Here is a 17,355-nt window from a genome sequence, read left to right as displayed (position 1 = left end):
AAGCAAATGGCTTACAACTTGAGTTGACTACTCGACGGAGAATTTATGAATGGTTGTCTGCTCGTAAACTTCTCCGGGTTTCAAAATTGTGTTCGGAAACTCTGGCTGATTTGGTGAATTGGGAAAATGTTGTGCTTCCAGACAGAGCCCACCATTTTTGGGATATCCCCCACTTGCTTCGGTTCCATCCAGGAAATTACCGGTGTAGAACTGAATGCCAGGCTCGGTTGTGAAGATCTCCATGACACGACCCGAATCGGGATCTTTGACCTTCGCCGTAAATGCCGGCTGATTCTCAGAAGGATTCACAACCCAACAATGATCATAGCCCCCTTCGACCTGTGCAATACGTTCGCCGATTTTATGAGCTGAGGTAAAGTCCATTGGTGTCTCTTTGACTGAAGCGAGTTTACCCGTTGGAATTGCGACATCGGAAACCGGGAGATACTGATCGCAGTTCAGAACCAGTTCCTGATCTAGAACGGTTCCTTTTCCAGCCAGATTCCAGTAACAATGGTTGGTTACATTGATTGGCGTGGCCTGATCACTGGTTGCCGTATAGTCGATCTTGAATTCGTTGTTATTATTGAGCGTGTAAACCACGTTTAACGTCAGCTTACCGGGATACCCTTCTTCACCATCCGGACTCACCAGGCTTAAACGAACGCCTACCTCATCTTTCTTGGAAAAGCTTTCCGCTGCCCAGACTTTCTTATCGAAGCCCTGCTCGCCACCATGTAAGTGACTGGGAGGGTTATTCTGAGCCAGTTGATACTCTTTGCCCTCCAGCGTGAATTTACCATCGGCAATCCGATTCGCATAGCGACCGCAGATTGCGCCAAAATAAGGGCCTTTTTTCTCATACTCGGCTAACGAATCAAATCCGAGTGTGATGTTTTCCGTTTTCCCCTCACGGTCCGGTACATAGACGGTGGTGACAATCGCGCCATAGTTGATAATGCTGACACTCACGCCTTTATCATTGGAAAGCAAAAACTGGGTGATTTCCTGACCGTCAGCTGTCGCTCCGTAAGGCTCGCTTTGAATTGCCAACTGAAATTCATTTCCTGTATTCATTGCAGCATCCTTAGAAGTTTCATTCTCTGAGTCGCCTTTTGAGGAACTAGCGGGGGGCGACTTCTCCTGCATGCATCCCGTCAACATAATTAAGACGCCTAATAACCCGCTACAGAATTTCCATTGAATCATCAAAGTATCCTCTCCCTCAGGCCTCACAAATTGACAGGCTCAATCGTCAGCAAACCAGAATAACAAATCCCGCTGTAAATGTAATGCAGAAACAAAGATTGAATCATGCGAACGTTCACCCTCTCAGTGCCGAGTCTTTTGAACCAGGACGCTAAACTGGTCGTGTTCGCTCGTTTGGAAAACGGGGACTATTTGTAAATCCTTAGAAATGAACGATCTTCTGATTTCTTGCCACAAACATCACTTGTAGTGCTGCCTCACACGTCACACCAGTCAGACCGTTAGATTCGGCACGAAAGTCAAAACCAAATCCGTCCCAAGTATCCGCACGGACACTAAACCAGCATGAATATTGTGCGATTTTTATGTAAACAATCAACTTAAAATAAGACTTTATAAATACTTAAGTAATTACATGAATCCTGAGTCAAATACTCCCCAAAACGAAGTTTTGCCATGTATAATTAAAAGCAGGCACAGGGATTCGAGTCTTTTTTTATTTCGATTACAGAATTTACAATAAATTCCCATCATTTCTCCCCTCTTCATCGTAAGAAAATCAAAGCGTGTCATTAACGCGGAGAGGGGAGGTAGACATGCAGTTAGAAATGGTCGATAAAAAAATTGAGGAAAGAGACTCTCTACCATCTGGTGGCGTAATTAGTGATGCACGGTTGGTGGAAGCAGTTCGCAAGGGTGATGACAATGCGTTCGGAGAGTTAGTCCTTCGTTATGAGAGACGACTCATTCGTGTGTTGATCCAGTTTGTCAAAAGCCCGGAATTAGCAGAAGATCTGGCTCAGGATACGTTCCTGAAAAGTTATGAGAGGCTCGATCAGTTCGATACATCCCGGCGCTTCGGTCCCTGGTTGTTTCGTATTGGGGTTAATCAGGCGCTGGATTATCTACGAAAACAGAAACGAAGAGGGTGGTGGCTGTTATTCAGCGACAGTCCTTCAGAAACACCCTTTGATCCTTCTGTACCGGATCCAAGGAATAAGCTCGATATCAATCAGGAAGTTCAGGCGATTCTGGAAGAAATCCCCGAAAAGTATCGGACCGTGCTCGTTTTGCGAGATCTGGAAAACTTTTCGACATCCGAAATCGCTGCGATTCTGGATCGCAAAGAAGCGACAATTCGCTGGCGCTTAGCGGAAGCAAGAAATCGCTTTCAAAAACTGTGGTCTAACCGGCAAAATGTTGAAAACTCCATGTCCGGCAAGGAATAAAAAGACATGTACTGCACGCAATGCAATGGTTTAAAGTCACGAGTCGCTCTGGCCGTCGGTAACGATTTGTCCGAGGCTGAGCTACGACTCCTGGAAAAACAGCTCAAGAACTGTGAGCAATGCCGTTCCCAGTATGAGGAGCTGCAACAAAGCTATGAAGCACTTCAGAAACAGTTTGACAACGCGCCTGTGCCTTCATTGCAGGATAGCGTCTGGCCTCAGGTTTCTGCCAAAATTGTAGCACGTCGTCGGAGAAATCGCCCGACACAGTTCAATTTTCTCTTACCAACCCTGACAACGGTTGCCTGCTGCCTGGCCCTGCTGCTGGTGACAAATTCACCACAGACAGATCCACCTGCGTTTACTACGCCAGTAGGTTCCCCACATCCGGTAGGTCTGCTCGGGAATAATAATCTGAATACCATCGATAATAATTTCCATGACCTTCAGGATCAGCAATGGGGGGCACCCGACGGATTATTGAAGGCAAATAGCAATCCCTTTGGGTATAACCTGCCTCGATTGAGGCACGATATGACAAATACTTCTAATTTACACTCAGTTAAATTTTAAGAACTCCTCTCCTTTCCAAACTAAGGCTGGTCAATCGACCAGCCTTTTTTTTATGATACTACTGAAATTGCATCGAGGTCTAAGCTGCTGAACTACCTTTGAGTTGGAAATTAAAATTTGCCCATGTCCATTACCGTCTCTCTCGCGACTACTGAGGAACAGTCTGAAGCGTCTGCATTTATCTTTGCAGATTCTTCAGAAGCAGAACGAGAGATTCAAATTCAGGAATTTCTGGAATCCATCAATGGCAGCAATAGTGACCAGCACCAGATCCTGATTGCCAGAGAAAGCGGAACGCTGGTCGGCGCAGGCGTACTGGTCTTCACGGACACCGCGACAGCCTTCTTCTGGCCCCCTTTTAGCCAAAGCAACGATTGTGCTGACGCGATATTACAGGAGATGGTCAGACGAATCGATCGTTCCGGGGTGAGTATCGGTCAATCGCTGCTTAGCCCGAGACAACTCCAGCAACGAAAACTACTGACCCGGAATGGATTCCCCCACCTGACCGACCTGCTCTTCATGAGACATCCTCTGACCAATCTCAGTCAGTCCAGGCTTCCGGTACAGAAGCCGCTCGAATGGGTTCAATATGATGAACAGCAAAACCACCAGAGATTCCTGGATCTCCTGGATCAGACCCATCAGTCTTCGCACGATTGTCCAGTACTGAATGATATTCGAACTGCAGAAGAATCTTTAGTGTCACATCGCAGTTCCGGTGACTCTGACCAGCGCTACTGGTACCTGTTTCATCGGGCCGGAATTGATTTAGGCGTGCTACTGCTTTCGGAACACCAGGCGGACAACGTCTGGGAAGTCGTTTACATGGGAGTCGCTCCCGAACAACGGGGACACGGCTACGGAACTGCTTTTATTCAGCACGGACTACAACAGGCGCAAGCCCAACATCAATCCGCCGTCATACTCGCCGTTGACTACAAAAATTCCTTTGCGATAAAGATTTACGAAGATTTGGGATTTGTCAGACAAAACACATTAAGCGTCCACGCGCGATTACGTTCGCAATTCCCTGAAAAAAAACCAAATATTAATTAACATGTTTTGAACAACAGTCTGTTCTGCCTGATAAAATAATTTTTCGCCAAATCTGTTATTTTCTACTGGTAAAACGGCTTTTGATTTCGGTCTCAAAATTCTGAAAAATTTCCTCTCCGTTTCTGTTTGACTCTTTGCCAATTCAAGCTAGTATCGGAATCACTGAATGAGTAAACGCAGCGTCGCTAAAGACAATTGCCTGAGATCTTTTCGATGCTGTTATCAATGGAGCTTTTTAGCGCATCATTTCCAAATATACCTCACAACCATGATCGATACTGAAAAAGCAGGATTTCGCTTTTTCCTGTATTATGGGTGGAAATTTTGCGCGCGGGGGGAGGGTGCAAGATGCAACCCACGTCTTTGGCAGTGGAGGGTACGCTTTGTGCTTCGTCAACAAAGCGACCAACGGAAGCCAAGCTGGGGCCTGCGACAACTGAATCCGATGCGCAATCGATCTACCAATTACTTGCGCAACAGGTCGGCGAACGTAGCTTCCAGAACTGGTTTGCAGGAAAGGTCAGTCTTAAACTGGATGGAAACTTCCTTGTTGTAGGAGTCGCCAGCCCGTTTTTACTGACTTGGATGCAGAAAAAGTTTTCCTCACCTATTTACGCGACCGCTGTTGCCTGCATTGGCCCATCGGCTGAATACCGCTTTGAAGTCAATCCTGAGCTAACCGGTCAGGAAAACAGCAAATCAACAAAAAACCAGTCCGCCGATGTCGACGCAGATCCTTCGGCGGACTCATCCGCGACCACTTCGGAACCGAAACCAGATCGTGAACGGCTTGACCAGAATCAAGCGTGCAAGCAGGCTCCCTATAAAGGCAGACGATTTTCCGATCTCAGCTCATTTGTCACCGGAAAGTCCAATCAACTCGCGTTCATGGCAGCTCAGCAAGCCAGTGATGAGCCTGGGGCACTTTATAATCCGTTATTTATTCACGGCGGAGTCGGCGTTGGCAAGACCCACCTGCTGGAAGGGTTCTACCGTAAAGTCCGACAGCAGTACCCGTCTCTACAGGTTGTATTCCTTACCGCAGAGGCATTCGGAAACTATTTCTCTAAAGCACTGCAGGAACGGTCGCTGCCCGGCTTTCGTCAGCGATTCCGTAATGTCGATGTCCTGATCATCGATGACATCGATTTCTTTGAATCCAAGCGAATGTTTCAGGAAGAACTGCTGCACACAATCAAACATCTGGAAAGCCATGGTCGCCAACTGGTTTTCTCGTCTGACAGACATCCCCGTCTGCTGACCAAAATGAGTGAGGAATTAACGACGCGATTTCTTTCTGGTTTAGTCTGCCGAATGGAATCGCCCGAAACCGAGTTACGACTTGAGATTGCCCGCCAGCGTGCCTTGAAATTAAAAACCCCCATCACCGAAGGCGCTCTGGATTATGTCGCCCGACGTTTTACTAATAATGTGCGGGAACTGGAAGGGGCCATCAACTGTCTTCAGACCTACCATGTCATGACCAGTCAGAAAATCACCACCACGATGGCCCGACAGATTCTGGCGGACTTGGAACGGGACTGCATACGAATTATCAAACTGGATGACATCAAGCAAATCGTCTGCAATACATTTGGAGTTTCTGAGGCCGACTTGAAATCGTCACGCCGCGCCAGAAATATCAGCCAGCCTCGAATGCTGGCCATGTTTCTCGCCCGAAAGTTGACCCAGGCTGCGTACAGTGAAATCGGCGACTTTTTTGGCGGTCGTAATCACAGCACTGTCATGTTCGCAGAAAAACAGGTCCGAAAATGGCTCGAAAATCACTCGTCCATCCAGGTCGCACTTCAGGAATGGCCGACAGAAGAAATTATTGAATCACTGGAACAACAGCTCCTGGCCAGCTAACACGAAAAATCCGAATTCATTCTCTATCTCTCAATACTGCCCCTGCTGAGTGGGAAAGCGATACTGTGTCGCAGGCTGCTGTGAATCAGACGGATCTGCTCCCCACTGAAAGGGAGACGAGGACTGTGGGTTAGCTCTCTGGTTAATCAATGCCTGTCTCTGATTCTGGCTTGGATTCATCCCAGTTCCATAATTATTTTGCTGAAGCCCCTGATCCTGATCCGTATTCATCGTCCGCACATTAGCAGGTGCGACTGCCGGGTTACTGGAATACATGACTGATGGAGGCAGTGTTGCGGGAGCCTGTTGCATACTCTGGTACTGCAGCGACGCATTTTTCACAGCCCCTTGAGGATTGGCCTGATTGGAATATTCATACCCAGCCTGACGAATTCCACCTGAGGACTGCTGCTGATAGATCGGCTGCCCCACTTGTGCCTGCTGAATATTTTGGCCTCCTGGTCGAAACACATTCTGGGCTGGGACCTGGGCAGACGCTGGTATAATCGTTCCGGCATTCATCTGAGCACTCAATGATGGAGAACCATTGGGAGTGTGCGGGCTTCCTTCGGCAACAGGAAACATCTGACCGGGGCCCAGATTCATTCCGGTCCGCACCGCTTCACGAATCAACTCCTGATCACTTTGTTGCTGAATCGTTCCTGAAGCAGGTTGCTTCTGCTGAGCGGGAGACTGTGTCGCATTGATCTGGTAACCGGGAAACTGACCGGGCACATGATACTGGTTTCCATATAAAGGCTGTCCAGCCCGGGGAACATTCGCTGGCATGCGTTGTTGGGGAACTTGTTGCACTTTCATTTGCTGCCCCCCGCGTGGCAGATTCTGATTCTGGCCTGGCTGCTGTCGCTGTAACCCCTGTGCAATCGGATTTTGATAAGACTGATTTTGAAGCTGCCTTTGAGGAGCTTGTCTTAGTTGTCGGGGGTTCTGGTTCTGAATTTGTTGCTGTTGTTGTTGGTATTGATTCTGTAGTTGTTGTTCTTTCAATGCCCAATAGTTTGACGCTTGTGCAGCCTGTGCGATTCCCGGATCTCCCACAGGAGGCCAGGCCTGAATCTGAGTTGATGCGGCAGCAGGAGCGGTTGTTGCAGGAAAAGCGGCTGTAGGATTCGGCTCCGCAGGAGCAGACTGGTATGGCTGAGCATTTTGCTGATTGTCAACCGGCATCTGAGAACCAGTATACTGCTGTACCATCGCCTGATTTGGATTGATCGCCGGCAACTGTGGTGCTGCAGTGGCACTCCGCGCCTGGATTGCTTTCTCCCGTTCGCGTTTCATCATTTCAGCAATCTGTAACGTCGGATTATTTCCGGCTTGAGACATCACAGGCGCAGTTGGTGCCTGAGGGTTCCCGGCAGCAGCGTACTGTACCGGCTGTTGATAGTCTGACTGAACCTGTCCCACCGGTTGAATCCGGGGGACTGAGTGATCGGGAGCTCCCATCTGTACCGGATTCTGTTGTATTGGATTCTGTTTCTGTGACTGGTGCTGAATCTGCGAAGGAGTCATACTTGCCTGAGCAGATCGCTGATTCGGATCGACCCCTGGAAACAATTGTGCAAATTTCAATTGTGCCTCTGCTTCGTTGCCTGTCATCCGGAACAGAGCCAGTGCCTGGTCGTACTGCCCTGTACGCCCGTAGAACCACCCAAGATGATCGAGTGAGCGAACATGACCGGGCTGATATTTCAGTGCTTCCTGTAAATACCGTTCGCCGTAATCATCACGCCCTTGTAGCATATAGGAATATCCGATATCACTGAGGAGATCTGAGTTCGATGGATCTAATTTAAGTGCCCCCAGATAGTAGGCTTCTGCTGCCGGAAAATTCTGTTTTTTATCTTCAATAATCGCCAGACGATGCAAGGCTTCAAAATTATCCGGATCCATCGAAAGGACCCGTTGATAATATCCCTGTGCTTTCTCAAAATTTCCTGCCCGGTCGGCGTCATATGCCAGATTCAGTTCGCGAAGCACCTTCGACTCATCTGCCGCGACCTGGGGCTGTTGAATCGGATTTTGTGTCGAATTTAAAGGTAAAGCTTGAGATTCCACCTTCGCAGCCAGACGTCTCAGCATCTCATCTTGATTTGAAACCCCGGCCAGACTCTCTGGATATTCTGATGGCCCATTTCTTTGCTGTCTTTCCAAACGTCCTTTTGCACGCTCGGCAGCCATCGCTTCTCTCAGATTTTTCTGAATCGCTGATTCCTCTTCCGATTCAGTTGACTTTTGAGAAAGCGACTCATTTTTCTGAAAGCGGCGAGAAAAGGGAGCAGACTGACATCCACACAATGTAATGCAACAGAATGTCAAAAAAATGGTATGTTGAAACATGCGAGTTTTCATCGGGTATCAACCTTGATCCAGCAAGTACAGAGCAGATTGCTCTGCTTTATTTGATTCAATAATTTCATCGAAGCCATTAATCAACAGCAACGGCAATAGCTAGATTCCTGAGAAGACAGCGAAAACGTTTGATCGTTGTCTGGGTCAGAACCGGCTTTGTCGAGGCTTCTTCGATTGAATGAATAGCCTGGAAATGGGAATTGTGATTTAGGGAGAATTTTGAGAGAAATGATTAGACTTGAGATTCAGGCGAGGATTCTATGTCGTTTCGCAAATCATGTCGATACGAATTTGACAACGAATTGCTAACGCTCATTTTTGAGGTTTTTTGCTTAGAATGAGACCTCATTTTGTCTCTTAAGCCATTGTCAAATAAGAATTTAAAAACGCCACAAAAGCAATGCTCTTATGGCGTTTTTGATCGTTTGAGGGTTTGAATTCCGCTTTAGCCAACGGGACCGGTCTGAAATTAAAATCCGACTCCACCGCCCCCACCAAAGCCACCGCCGCCAAATCCACCACCACCGAATCCGCCACCGCCTCCTCCAAACCCGCCGATTCCTCCACGAGTTGAGATAAAGCGATAGTAATCAATTTCGGCTTCACGAGAATTCAACGAGCGACCATACGGCGTCGAGACAATCGTCCGCTGATCAGCATCCTGATTTCCCAGGTCGGTTAAAATTCGGGCAACCAGTTGTCGTCGATAGGCGTCTAGCTCGGGTGCGTAGTTATTATCACTTCGCTCCACAATCACGGGATATGGATTGCTCCGCATTCGGGCACCGATCTCGAGAATGTGATCTTTTCCATTGGTCGTCAGCTCGGCACTGTTCTCAACAAATTCGTTGCGGTTAATAATGAAATCGACAGCTTCCGCGTTGGACTCCATTGTGTGATAGTGCGCACGATTGACACTGCCCAGTGGGTAGACCTCAGGAATAGCAAAAGAACGCTTATGGAATCCCCAATTGCCTCCGCCACCACCCCAGTGGCATTTTCCACACTTTCCTCCACCCCAGCTGCAGCAACCGGCAACCAGCACTACGCAGGTAGTAGAAAGGATCATTTTATGAAATATTGATAGTCGGGCCATCATGTCCCTCAATTATTTTTAACGACGTTTTTGCATTTATCATTTCCAGCTTTCCACTTCGCTTAATAAATCAAGCAAAATCGAATCTGGATTCTAAACCAGAAATGATGTTCTCACTGATTTCACACAGCCAGAAATAAATAACTCATCACTCTGGGCATTAACTACTTTGACCTGCTCCAGGGAAATTTTGACCGGCTTTTCTGAGGCTCGGCAGATTCCCGTCTCATCCGGGGATCGACATAACCTGCCGGTTGTACCCAGGTATTATTATCATTGGTTCTGTTCTGGAATCGCTCTTTGATCATTTGAGTGAACCCACGCTGATTCTGCTGTTGCGAGATACTGTCCTGATATGCTCCCGCTGACTGAGCCTGTGGACCACTGACCCCTGGCGCTGGTGGCGGAGGTAGCGGCTGATGCTGGTTCGAACGAATCGGCCCCGGTGGTCGAACCGGTCGTGGCTGAGCCGGGATGCTGTTCCCTCTTTGAGGAATCGGCTGTGGTGTTGCCCCTTGTTGATACGTCCCCGTGTTCATCGGCGGATAATACGGCGAAGCTGGTGCAGGATTAAACATTCGATATCCCACTGGCACCCCTTGCCCTGCCTCACGACCGTAAGGCTGTAACTGATAAACCTCTTTGTCAGGAGCCCCTTCTGTCATCGCATATTTATACAGTTCCTTATCTCCGGGGATGGTCACTTCATGTCCGGGATAAGGTGGTACTTCGTCTTCTTCCATTGGACGAACCAACTGAGGCGTCACTGTAATCAACAGTTCTGATTCACCCCGGCTCGACTGTTTTGAACTGAAAAGATAGCTGCCGACAAGGGGAATTTCTCCCAGCCAGGGAATTCGTGTGACTCCGACAGAAGAATCACTGCCAAACAAACCAGCCAGAACAATCGTTTGTCCTTCGCGGAGTTCCACTGTCGTCTGGGCTCTTCGGGAATTCAAACCGGGAATCCCCTGAACCGAGTTGGAATCATTGATCTGACTGTATTCCGGCACAATTCGCATTCGAATCAAATCTTTGTCAATCACGATCGGCGTCACGACAATCGAGGTACCAAAACCACGGAATGTCGTGGATGTTCCCTGAGCACCACCAACTCCAACAATCGTCGGCACGGCAAATTCACCACCGGCAAGAAAACTCGCCGAGTGGCCACTTAACACCGTTAACGTCGGCCGCGCCATAATTTTCGTTGTACCGTTCTGTGCCAACGCATTGATCAATACATTCACTTCACCGGCTTCAAAAATACCCGTCAGCGTGGAAGGAACTCCCCCCATCGTTGAGCCGATAAATTGACGACCGTTATCAAACAGAACCGCTAAATCAACACCCAGCTGCCGCATCATCGTACGGTTCATCTGAGCAATCGTTACATGAATCATCACCTGAAATTCGCCGGGAATCTCCAACATATTGACAATGAGTGAAGAGGCGTAATCGAAATTGACTCCTGCATACGTCGAATCAACCCCGGCCCCTCCATAACCAACCCCTGTAGCATAAGGCTGAGGACCTCCCAGATTCCCGTCATAGTTGATCACTTCACCACGGATCACAGACAGGATATTCGCCGCTTCGGTTGCATCGGAAGCTTCCCCTTTAACGATGATTTTTCGTGACAGAGGAATCAGGTAAACTTTGCTGTTCGGAAACAGAACTGCAATTTTGCGTTCCAGTTTGCCGTAATCAATCCGACGCTGGCCTTCCAGACTCGGATCTTGAATAGTATGAACCAGGTAAGTAATCGGGGTATCGTCCCCTTCAAACCAGAGTGTTAGAGTCGTCGTTCCCAACTGCAAACCAACAATGGAAATTTCTGTCGGCGAGTAAGTAACAAATTCGATAATTGAAGGATCGGCAATCGCATACCGCCTGATTCGTGAATTCGTGATGATCAACTGACTCCGCCGAATGATGATTTCCATTTCATCAAAAATACCCGGCGTGGATCGGATCTGTGATGGCAAAGGTTTTCGCGTAATTCGTCCCGTATCCTGCACCATCTGAACCCGTGGACCACGAGTCTGGTGTTGCACGTTCTGAATGGGAATCATTCCCTGAGGAACCTGTTGTGGTTGTTGATACTGTTGTGCCTGTTGATACTGTCTGGCATCGCCTGGAGAAACTTGAATCGGTGCGGGGGCGTACTGCTGGGCATCTCTTTGTACAGGAGGAACGGGCAACTGCATCATCGACGGCCCCTGAGCCTGCGCAGGCTCAGACATTGATAATAAATATGTTATCACAATCGCGATCAGTTGAAGCGCGTTGTTAAATCGATGCTTCTTTAATAATCGAATTGCCGATCCATGGCAGTTCTGCTTGAACATCCGCAGTTGCTCCCCAATTACCTGCAAAGAGGAAAAAGGTAATTCGCATAATATCAGTGTTTTAATACAGGTTGATTCATCGCCCGAAAATACGAAACGACCGGATTGAGAATCTGTATTTCAATCTATTTTTATGACAGTAAGTTTTCCCTAACGTACTGCAAAACAATCACTTCGAGGCACGCATCAATTCGCGACGATCACTCTAAAAATTGGGGTTTCTTATCCGAATTCCAGAAATAGAGAACGTAACTTGGGTAGATACATACCACATTGTATTGTTTGTATCGGCTAATCACGAAAAGAGGATTAGACTGGTTCGACTTAATTTTCCTCTTCTACCACGCAAGATACGAGTAAACCCCTATAACTCAGTGATAAAAAAAACGCCCCGGCGGAAAACCGGGGCGATCGAAGACAACAACAAATCGATCTCAACTTATCTATCAATCTCACTTGATGTTAGGATTACCAGCGATAATTCGTATCGCGGTTATAAGTCGGAGCACCTGGATTGTACCAGGGACGGCGGTAACTATAGGACGGAAATCGTAAATGACCATATTCATTCGATCGATAAAACCCAGGGCCGAAATGACGGGTATAAGGATCGGAAGACAGCCCCCGATTTTGCGCCCCGGTATTTGCTTCATTATAGCCACCAAACCAGGTCTGACCGGCTCGAATACCCACGTTTGGTCCCGCCATGCCATAGGTACCGCCGGGACCTTGAGTCGCACTATAGTAATATGGTGAGCCGACTTGAGGAACCACATTATTAGGTAACCAGTATTGATTGCCACCCCGAACATAAGGACCACCCTGATAACCCGGCACCGGACGAGTTAACGCATCCGGATTGGTAGCAGGTCCCGCCTGTGGCTGAGTTTGCGCATTTGCGGCGGGGTCCGGTTGTGGTGCCACATTGCCAGGGGGCGGCGGCAACGTGGCTGATTTTCCCAAATCAGCGCCGGGGATGACAACATCATCGGCGTAGACAGATCCAGAACCGATAAAAACCATCACCATGATCGTTGTAATTTTAAACTGTTGCATAATTACTCACTTACACCTCATGTCAGTATTTCAAATGATCATCATGATGATGAAAAGAAACATTCATCAGACTATTAAGTAGCGCGTCTCGCTTCGTTATCCGAATTTATCAATGATCACGATGAATGCCGCAAAACTTCAAATGGACATCACTCGCGTCTACTATCAAACCTACATCATTTTTTGACGCGAAGCCGATCAGCACGATTTTTTTTGAAATCAGAGCACGCTTTCGGCAGATTCTGCCGGTCCATTTTCACTGGATACTCTAACCCGATTTGAAAATATTCAGGTTGTAGCACCCGTATGTGATTTACATCCTGCGAATTTTGTGATGAACCTGAAGAACAGACCGCTGGATCTACCGATAATTAAGAGTACGGGAGAGTCTCTCTCTAACAACAAGCTTAACGATTGTGCCAGTTCACAGAGCATCGTCTCTGTCTGTTTGATACAGAGGAATTTCGGATATGTCGACCACCATTTTTGCCATTGCCATTGCTGCTGCCGTCAGCGGAGATCCTATGATTTCGAGCGGCCAGTATGGCGCTACCGAACTTCCTTATGAGGCTGCTTACCCCATGACCAGCGAAGGAGTCACCAGCGGAATCTATGGAGACCCTCTCTACCCGTTCGATTCCCAATACCCCTGGCAGCATGGCTACTTTCAGGAAATTTCTCCTTATAGCGGCTATCACTATTTCAAACCGTACAACTACCGGCACGTACTTTCGCAAACACAAACCGCGTCCGGCTGGGGTATTACGCCTCAATTAGCCTACTCGCAGCATTTCTGGAATCGATATCAGGAACAGGCCACCTGGAAAAATTATACCCTGCCGCCTCGCGAACAAGATATCGAAGAAATACAAAAACGTAAGAGAGCGTATCAGGAAAAACAAAACAGCTCGACCTATCTGCAGCAACGGCCTGCCATGGTACCGGTTCAATATCAGACAGCCCAACCTTATCAGCAACAGAATTCCTATCAGCAGCAACAGCCCCAATATCAACCACGGTATCAGCAGCAATACCAGCAACAACCTGTGCAGCCGCAGCAGTATCAACAGACAGCACCGGGATACAATCAGGCACCCCGCTACTAAGAAGCTGATACCGAGATCTATTATTTATGCAGGGTCGGAACCAAGCACACGCAAGACTTCTTCTTTCGTGACCGGTTCAATCAGACCGCGCTCGGTGATAATCCCTTGAATGTATTTCGCGGGCGTTACATCAAATGCCGGGTTATAAACATCGACTCCGTCAGGCGCGGTCTGCTTACCGAAGCCGTTGGTAATCTCTTCAGGCAATCGTTCTTCAATCGGAATTTCCTCGCCGCTCTCCAGACTCAAATCAAAGGTACTGGAGGGGGCCGCGATATAAAACGGAATATCGTGTAAACTGGCAAGCAGTGCCACCGAATACGTACCGATCTTATTCGCCGCATCGCCATTCGCGGCAATCCGATCCGCACCGGTCACCACGGCCTGAATTTTCTGTTCCTTCATCACCCAACCCGCCATCGAATCGCTGATCAACGTCACGGGAATTCCACGCTGCATCAATTCCCACGTGGTCAATCGCGCGCCTTGCAGTAATGGTCTTGTCTCATCTGCATAAACGTGAATCTGCTTTCCCTGTCGGGCCGCTTCAAAGAATACCGCCAGCGCCGTTCCTCCACCTGATGTTGCCAGACCTCCGGCGTTGCAGTGTGTGAGAACGCCATCCCCCTTGGAAAGCAGTTCCGCTCCTACCTCACCAATCTGATGACACATCTTCAAATCTTCGACCTCAATCAACTGCGCTTCTTCCAGCAGCAGTTTGTGCATCTCAGGATTGGAAAGATCCGGGGAACTCTCTGCCAGCTTTTGCATCCGCTCTAATGCCCAGAACAGATTGACGGCGGTCGGCCTGCTTTCTGATAAATACGTCGCAGCTTCAATTAATCGCTGATCGAAGTCAGGCCGCTCCGTTCCCGCGCCGGTTTGTAACGCCAGCACAACCCCATAAGCGGCGGCTATCCCAATCGCCGGCGCACCGCGAACGCGCAACTTCTTAATTGCTTCCCAGACCGTCTCGACATCACGACATTCGATCTCTCGAAACTCCGTTGGCAGCAATGTCTGATCGATCATCTTCAGATATCCATCTGTTCCGCCAACCCAGCGCATCGTCGCAACATCAGCCCCTGCTTGATTCTCTAAATTCATATCCGTTCTGCTTCTATTTCAATGACCATGTGAGAAACTCATTTTCTTATATCATAGCGATTCTAATCAAAATGTCCTCAAACAAAAAACCATGCGCTTTCGGCGGGTTTTCCATTGATTCTGGTAATCGCACTTTGGTATGCTCGATCCTGCACACCTTTTTAAAGATCCTTAAATATCACAGGATTTTCCTTCCTGACTTACAAGCAATTGCGAAATATCAAGGAATCAACACGATGCTTCAATTCACGACCCGAAAATTCACTGCCCTTTGCCTGTTGGCTTTCGCCAGTCTCGCTGTCACACCTCTGATCGCAGAAGAACATTGCGACAGCGATTTTGTCAGCATCTTCAATGGTAAAAACCTCGATGGCTGGGAAGGTGCCACCGACGGATATTTCGCCAAAGACGGCATGCTCATCAGCAAAAAAGACAGCGGCGGAAATCTCTTCACCGACAAAGAATACAAAAATTTTGTGCTCCGGTTTGATTTCAAACTCGAACCCGGCGCGAATAACGGCATCGGCTTCCACGTGCCACGTCATCCCAAAACCAGCCCCGCTTATGCTGGAAAAGAAATCCAAATCCTTGATGACACGGCTAAAAAATACGCCAAGCTTCAGAAATACCAGTACCACGGTTCTCTTTACGGTACCGCTCCCGCCAAACGCGGTCACCTCAAACCGGTTGGAGAATGGAACACACAGGAACTTCTCGTCGATGGCAACAAAGTCAAAGTCACATTGAACGGCACCGTCATTGTCGACTTTGATATGACCGACGCCAAGAAAAACGGCACCATCGATCACAAAGATCACCCCGGCCTGAAACGGGACAAGGGACATATCTGCCTGTGTGGTCATGGCGCGAAAATTGAGTTCAAAAATCTGCGGATCAAAGAACTCAAGTAAGTGACAGAGTTTTCTACTTCGATCACTCCTTAATTTCAAACAGGATAAGTACGCATGAGTTCTGAAAAGAAAGCGGCTTCCTCTGAAGTCACGCGCAGAAGTTTCCTCCAGACCGGCAGCACCGTCGCAGCCGGCCTGGCCTGGACCGCACAAAGCTACGGCAGCATTCTTGGTGCCAATGACCGGATTCGCGTCGGCTTCATCGGCGCGGGCGGCATGGCCAACGCCCACATGAATACATACAACGCCATCAAGGAAAAAAATAACGTCGAAGCCATCGCCGTTGCCGACTGCTGGAAAACCCGGGCTGAAGAAGGCAAAACCAAAACCGGCGCCCAGCATGCTTTTGACGACTATCGCAAGGTTCTGGAAATTAAGGACATCGACTACGTCACCATCGCCACGCCGGAACACTGGCACGCACAAATGACGATCGACGCGTTGGATGCCGGCAAAGCCGTCTATTGTGAAAAACCAATGACGCACAGCATCCCCGAGGCTCAAGCCGTCATCAAAAAACAGAAAGAGACCAAGCTGCCGATCCAGGTCGGCGTGCAAGGCATGTCCGATGATTCCTACTCCTCTGCCGCCAAAGCGATTGAAGAAGGCGTGCTCGGTCAGGTCGTACAGGCCCAGATCGAATACGTCCGCCGCTACGGTTCGCAAGGTCCCTGGCGTCGCCCCGGTCTCAAAGACGATGAAGCCAAACCGGCCGATCTCAACTGGGACGCCTGGCTCGGACACGCACCAAAGATTGACTGGAACCCGCACCACTACTTCGAATGGCGCAACTATTCCCAATACTCGGGTGGCATCTGCACCGACCTGTTCATTCACCGCATCACGCGAATTATGAAAGCCTGTAACCTGCTTTACCCCCGTCGCGTTGTCGGCATGGGTGGTATCTGGCAGTGGAATGACGGACGCAACCTGCCCGATAACTTCGAAATGATCTGCGAATACCCGCGCGGCATGACAGTCTACGTTCTCGGCACGATGAGCAATCGCGTCGGCATCGATCACTTGATTCGCGGCTATCGCGGCACCCTCTACTTCACCCGTGAAGGCTGGGTTGCGAAAGACAAAGATGGCAAGGTACTCGCGGAACATAAAAAGTCGGGTGCAGAAGATACCAAGCTGCATCACACGAATCTGCAGAATCATCTGCGCAACGGCGAAGCACTTAACTGCCCGAGTGAACTCGGCCTGGCAGGAGTCGTCGCGGTCAACATGGCGAATGAATCCTGGCGTTCCGGTCAGATGATGGGCTGGGATACCAAAAACGAAAAGATGGCTCCCGCCAATACCCTGGAACTCAGCCATTTCCCCGAAACCAGTTCCTGAAATAGAGCCGCGCATGTCGCTCATCCTTGAATATATGAATTCCTGTTGACAAATTCAGGAATCGCACAAAATACA

13 protein-coding genes are annotated in these 17,355 nt (G+C 48.7%); 7 read left to right on the top strand and 6 right to left on the bottom strand.

Going from position 1 to position 17,355, the window contains the following annotated elements:
• Positions 1-27 precede the first annotated feature (27 nt).
• Entirely contained in the window at positions 28-1,209 is a 1,182-nt protein-coding gene (locus Enr17x_RS05130) for an aldose epimerase family protein (protein ID WP_145306519.1), read from the bottom strand.
• A gap of 596 nt (positions 1,210-1,805) precedes the next feature.
• Here Enr17x_RS05130 and Enr17x_RS05125 point away from each other — a divergent pair.
• The 4 genes from Enr17x_RS05125 (at position 1,806) to dnaA (ending at position 5,939) form a co-directional block, all read left to right on the top strand.
• Complete coding sequence (locus Enr17x_RS05125; protein ID WP_145306517.1) at positions 1,806-2,438, top strand: RNA polymerase sigma factor; 633 nt, start codon at positions 1,806-1,808, stop codon at positions 2,436-2,438.
• Between the two features lie 6 nt (positions 2,439-2,444).
• Entirely contained in the window at positions 2,445-3,011 is a 567-nt protein-coding gene (locus Enr17x_RS05120) for an anti-sigma factor family protein (protein ID WP_145306515.1), read from the top strand.
• Between the two features lie 123 nt (positions 3,012-3,134).
• Positions 3,135-4,070, top strand: coding sequence for a GNAT family N-acetyltransferase (locus Enr17x_RS05115; protein WP_145306513.1), 936 nt, complete (start codon positions 3,135-3,137; stop codon positions 4,068-4,070).
• Positions 4,071-4,418: 348 nt separating this feature from the next.
• Positions 4,419-5,939: a chromosomal replication initiator protein DnaA gene (gene dnaA / locus Enr17x_RS05110; protein ID WP_145306511.1), complete on the top strand. Its 1,521-nt coding sequence runs from the start codon at positions 4,419-4,421 to the stop codon at positions 5,937-5,939.
• Positions 5,940-5,969: 30 nt separating this feature from the next.
• Here dnaA and Enr17x_RS05105 read toward each other — a convergent pair whose 3' ends face one another.
• The 4 genes from Enr17x_RS05105 to Enr17x_RS05090 all read right to left on the bottom strand — a co-directional run bounded on the left by Enr17x_RS05105 (position 5,970) and on the right by Enr17x_RS05090 (position 12,812).
• Positions 5,970-8,309 carry a tetratricopeptide repeat protein gene (locus tag Enr17x_RS05105; protein WP_145306509.1) on the bottom strand — a complete coding sequence of 780 codons (2,340 nt, stop codon included), beginning with the start codon at positions 8,307-8,309 and terminating at the stop codon, positions 5,970-5,972.
• 469 nt (positions 8,310-8,778) lie between these two features.
• A complete protein-coding gene (locus Enr17x_RS29460) occupies positions 8,779-9,408 on the bottom strand; it encodes a hypothetical protein (RefSeq protein WP_198000975.1) in 630 nt (209 codons plus the stop codon).
• Between the two features lie 161 nt (positions 9,409-9,569).
• Complete coding sequence (locus Enr17x_RS05095) at positions 9,570-11,618, bottom strand: type II and III secretion system protein family protein (protein WP_232100955.1); 2,049 nt, start codon at positions 11,616-11,618, stop codon at positions 9,570-9,572.
• Between the two features lie 606 nt (positions 11,619-12,224).
• The gene (locus Enr17x_RS05090; RefSeq protein WP_145306505.1) at positions 12,225-12,812 is read right to left on the bottom strand and encodes a hypothetical protein; all 588 of its coding nucleotides are present in this window, start codon (positions 12,810-12,812) and stop codon (positions 12,225-12,227) included.
• A 470-nt stretch (positions 12,813-13,282) separates the two neighbouring features.
• Between Enr17x_RS05090 and Enr17x_RS29455 the strand changes: the two genes are divergently transcribed.
• Positions 13,283-13,918, top strand: coding sequence for a hypothetical protein (locus Enr17x_RS29455; RefSeq protein WP_198000974.1), 636 nt, complete (start codon positions 13,283-13,285; stop codon positions 13,916-13,918).
• 24 nt (positions 13,919-13,942) lie between these two features.
• Here Enr17x_RS29455 and mtnA read toward each other — a convergent pair whose 3' ends face one another.
• Positions 13,943-15,025: an S-methyl-5-thioribose-1-phosphate isomerase gene (gene mtnA, locus Enr17x_RS05080; protein ID WP_145306503.1), complete on the bottom strand. Its 1,083-nt coding sequence runs from the start codon at positions 15,023-15,025 to the stop codon at positions 13,943-13,945.
• 236 nt (positions 15,026-15,261) lie between these two features.
• On the opposite strand from mtnA, the gene Enr17x_RS05075 reads away from it, so the two are divergent.
• Together Enr17x_RS05075 and Enr17x_RS05070 are read left to right on the top strand one after the other, a co-directional pair.
• Positions 15,262-15,936, top strand: coding sequence for a 3-keto-disaccharide hydrolase (locus Enr17x_RS05075; protein ID WP_232100954.1), 675 nt, complete (start codon positions 15,262-15,264; stop codon positions 15,934-15,936).
• 54 nt (positions 15,937-15,990) lie between these two features.
• Positions 15,991-17,280: a Gfo/Idh/MocA family protein gene (locus Enr17x_RS05070; protein WP_145306501.1), complete on the top strand. Its 1,290-nt coding sequence runs from the start codon at positions 15,991-15,993 to the stop codon at positions 17,278-17,280.
• Positions 17,281-17,355: the final 75 nt, after the last annotated feature.

The sequence above is a fragment of the Gimesia fumaroli genome, assembly GCF_007754425.1.
Taxonomy (GTDB): domain Bacteria; phylum Planctomycetota; class Planctomycetia; order Planctomycetales; family Planctomycetaceae; genus Gimesia; species Gimesia fumaroli.
Note: the sequence above shows the minus strand (reverse complement) of the source record. Positions and strands in the feature narration are given on the sequence as shown.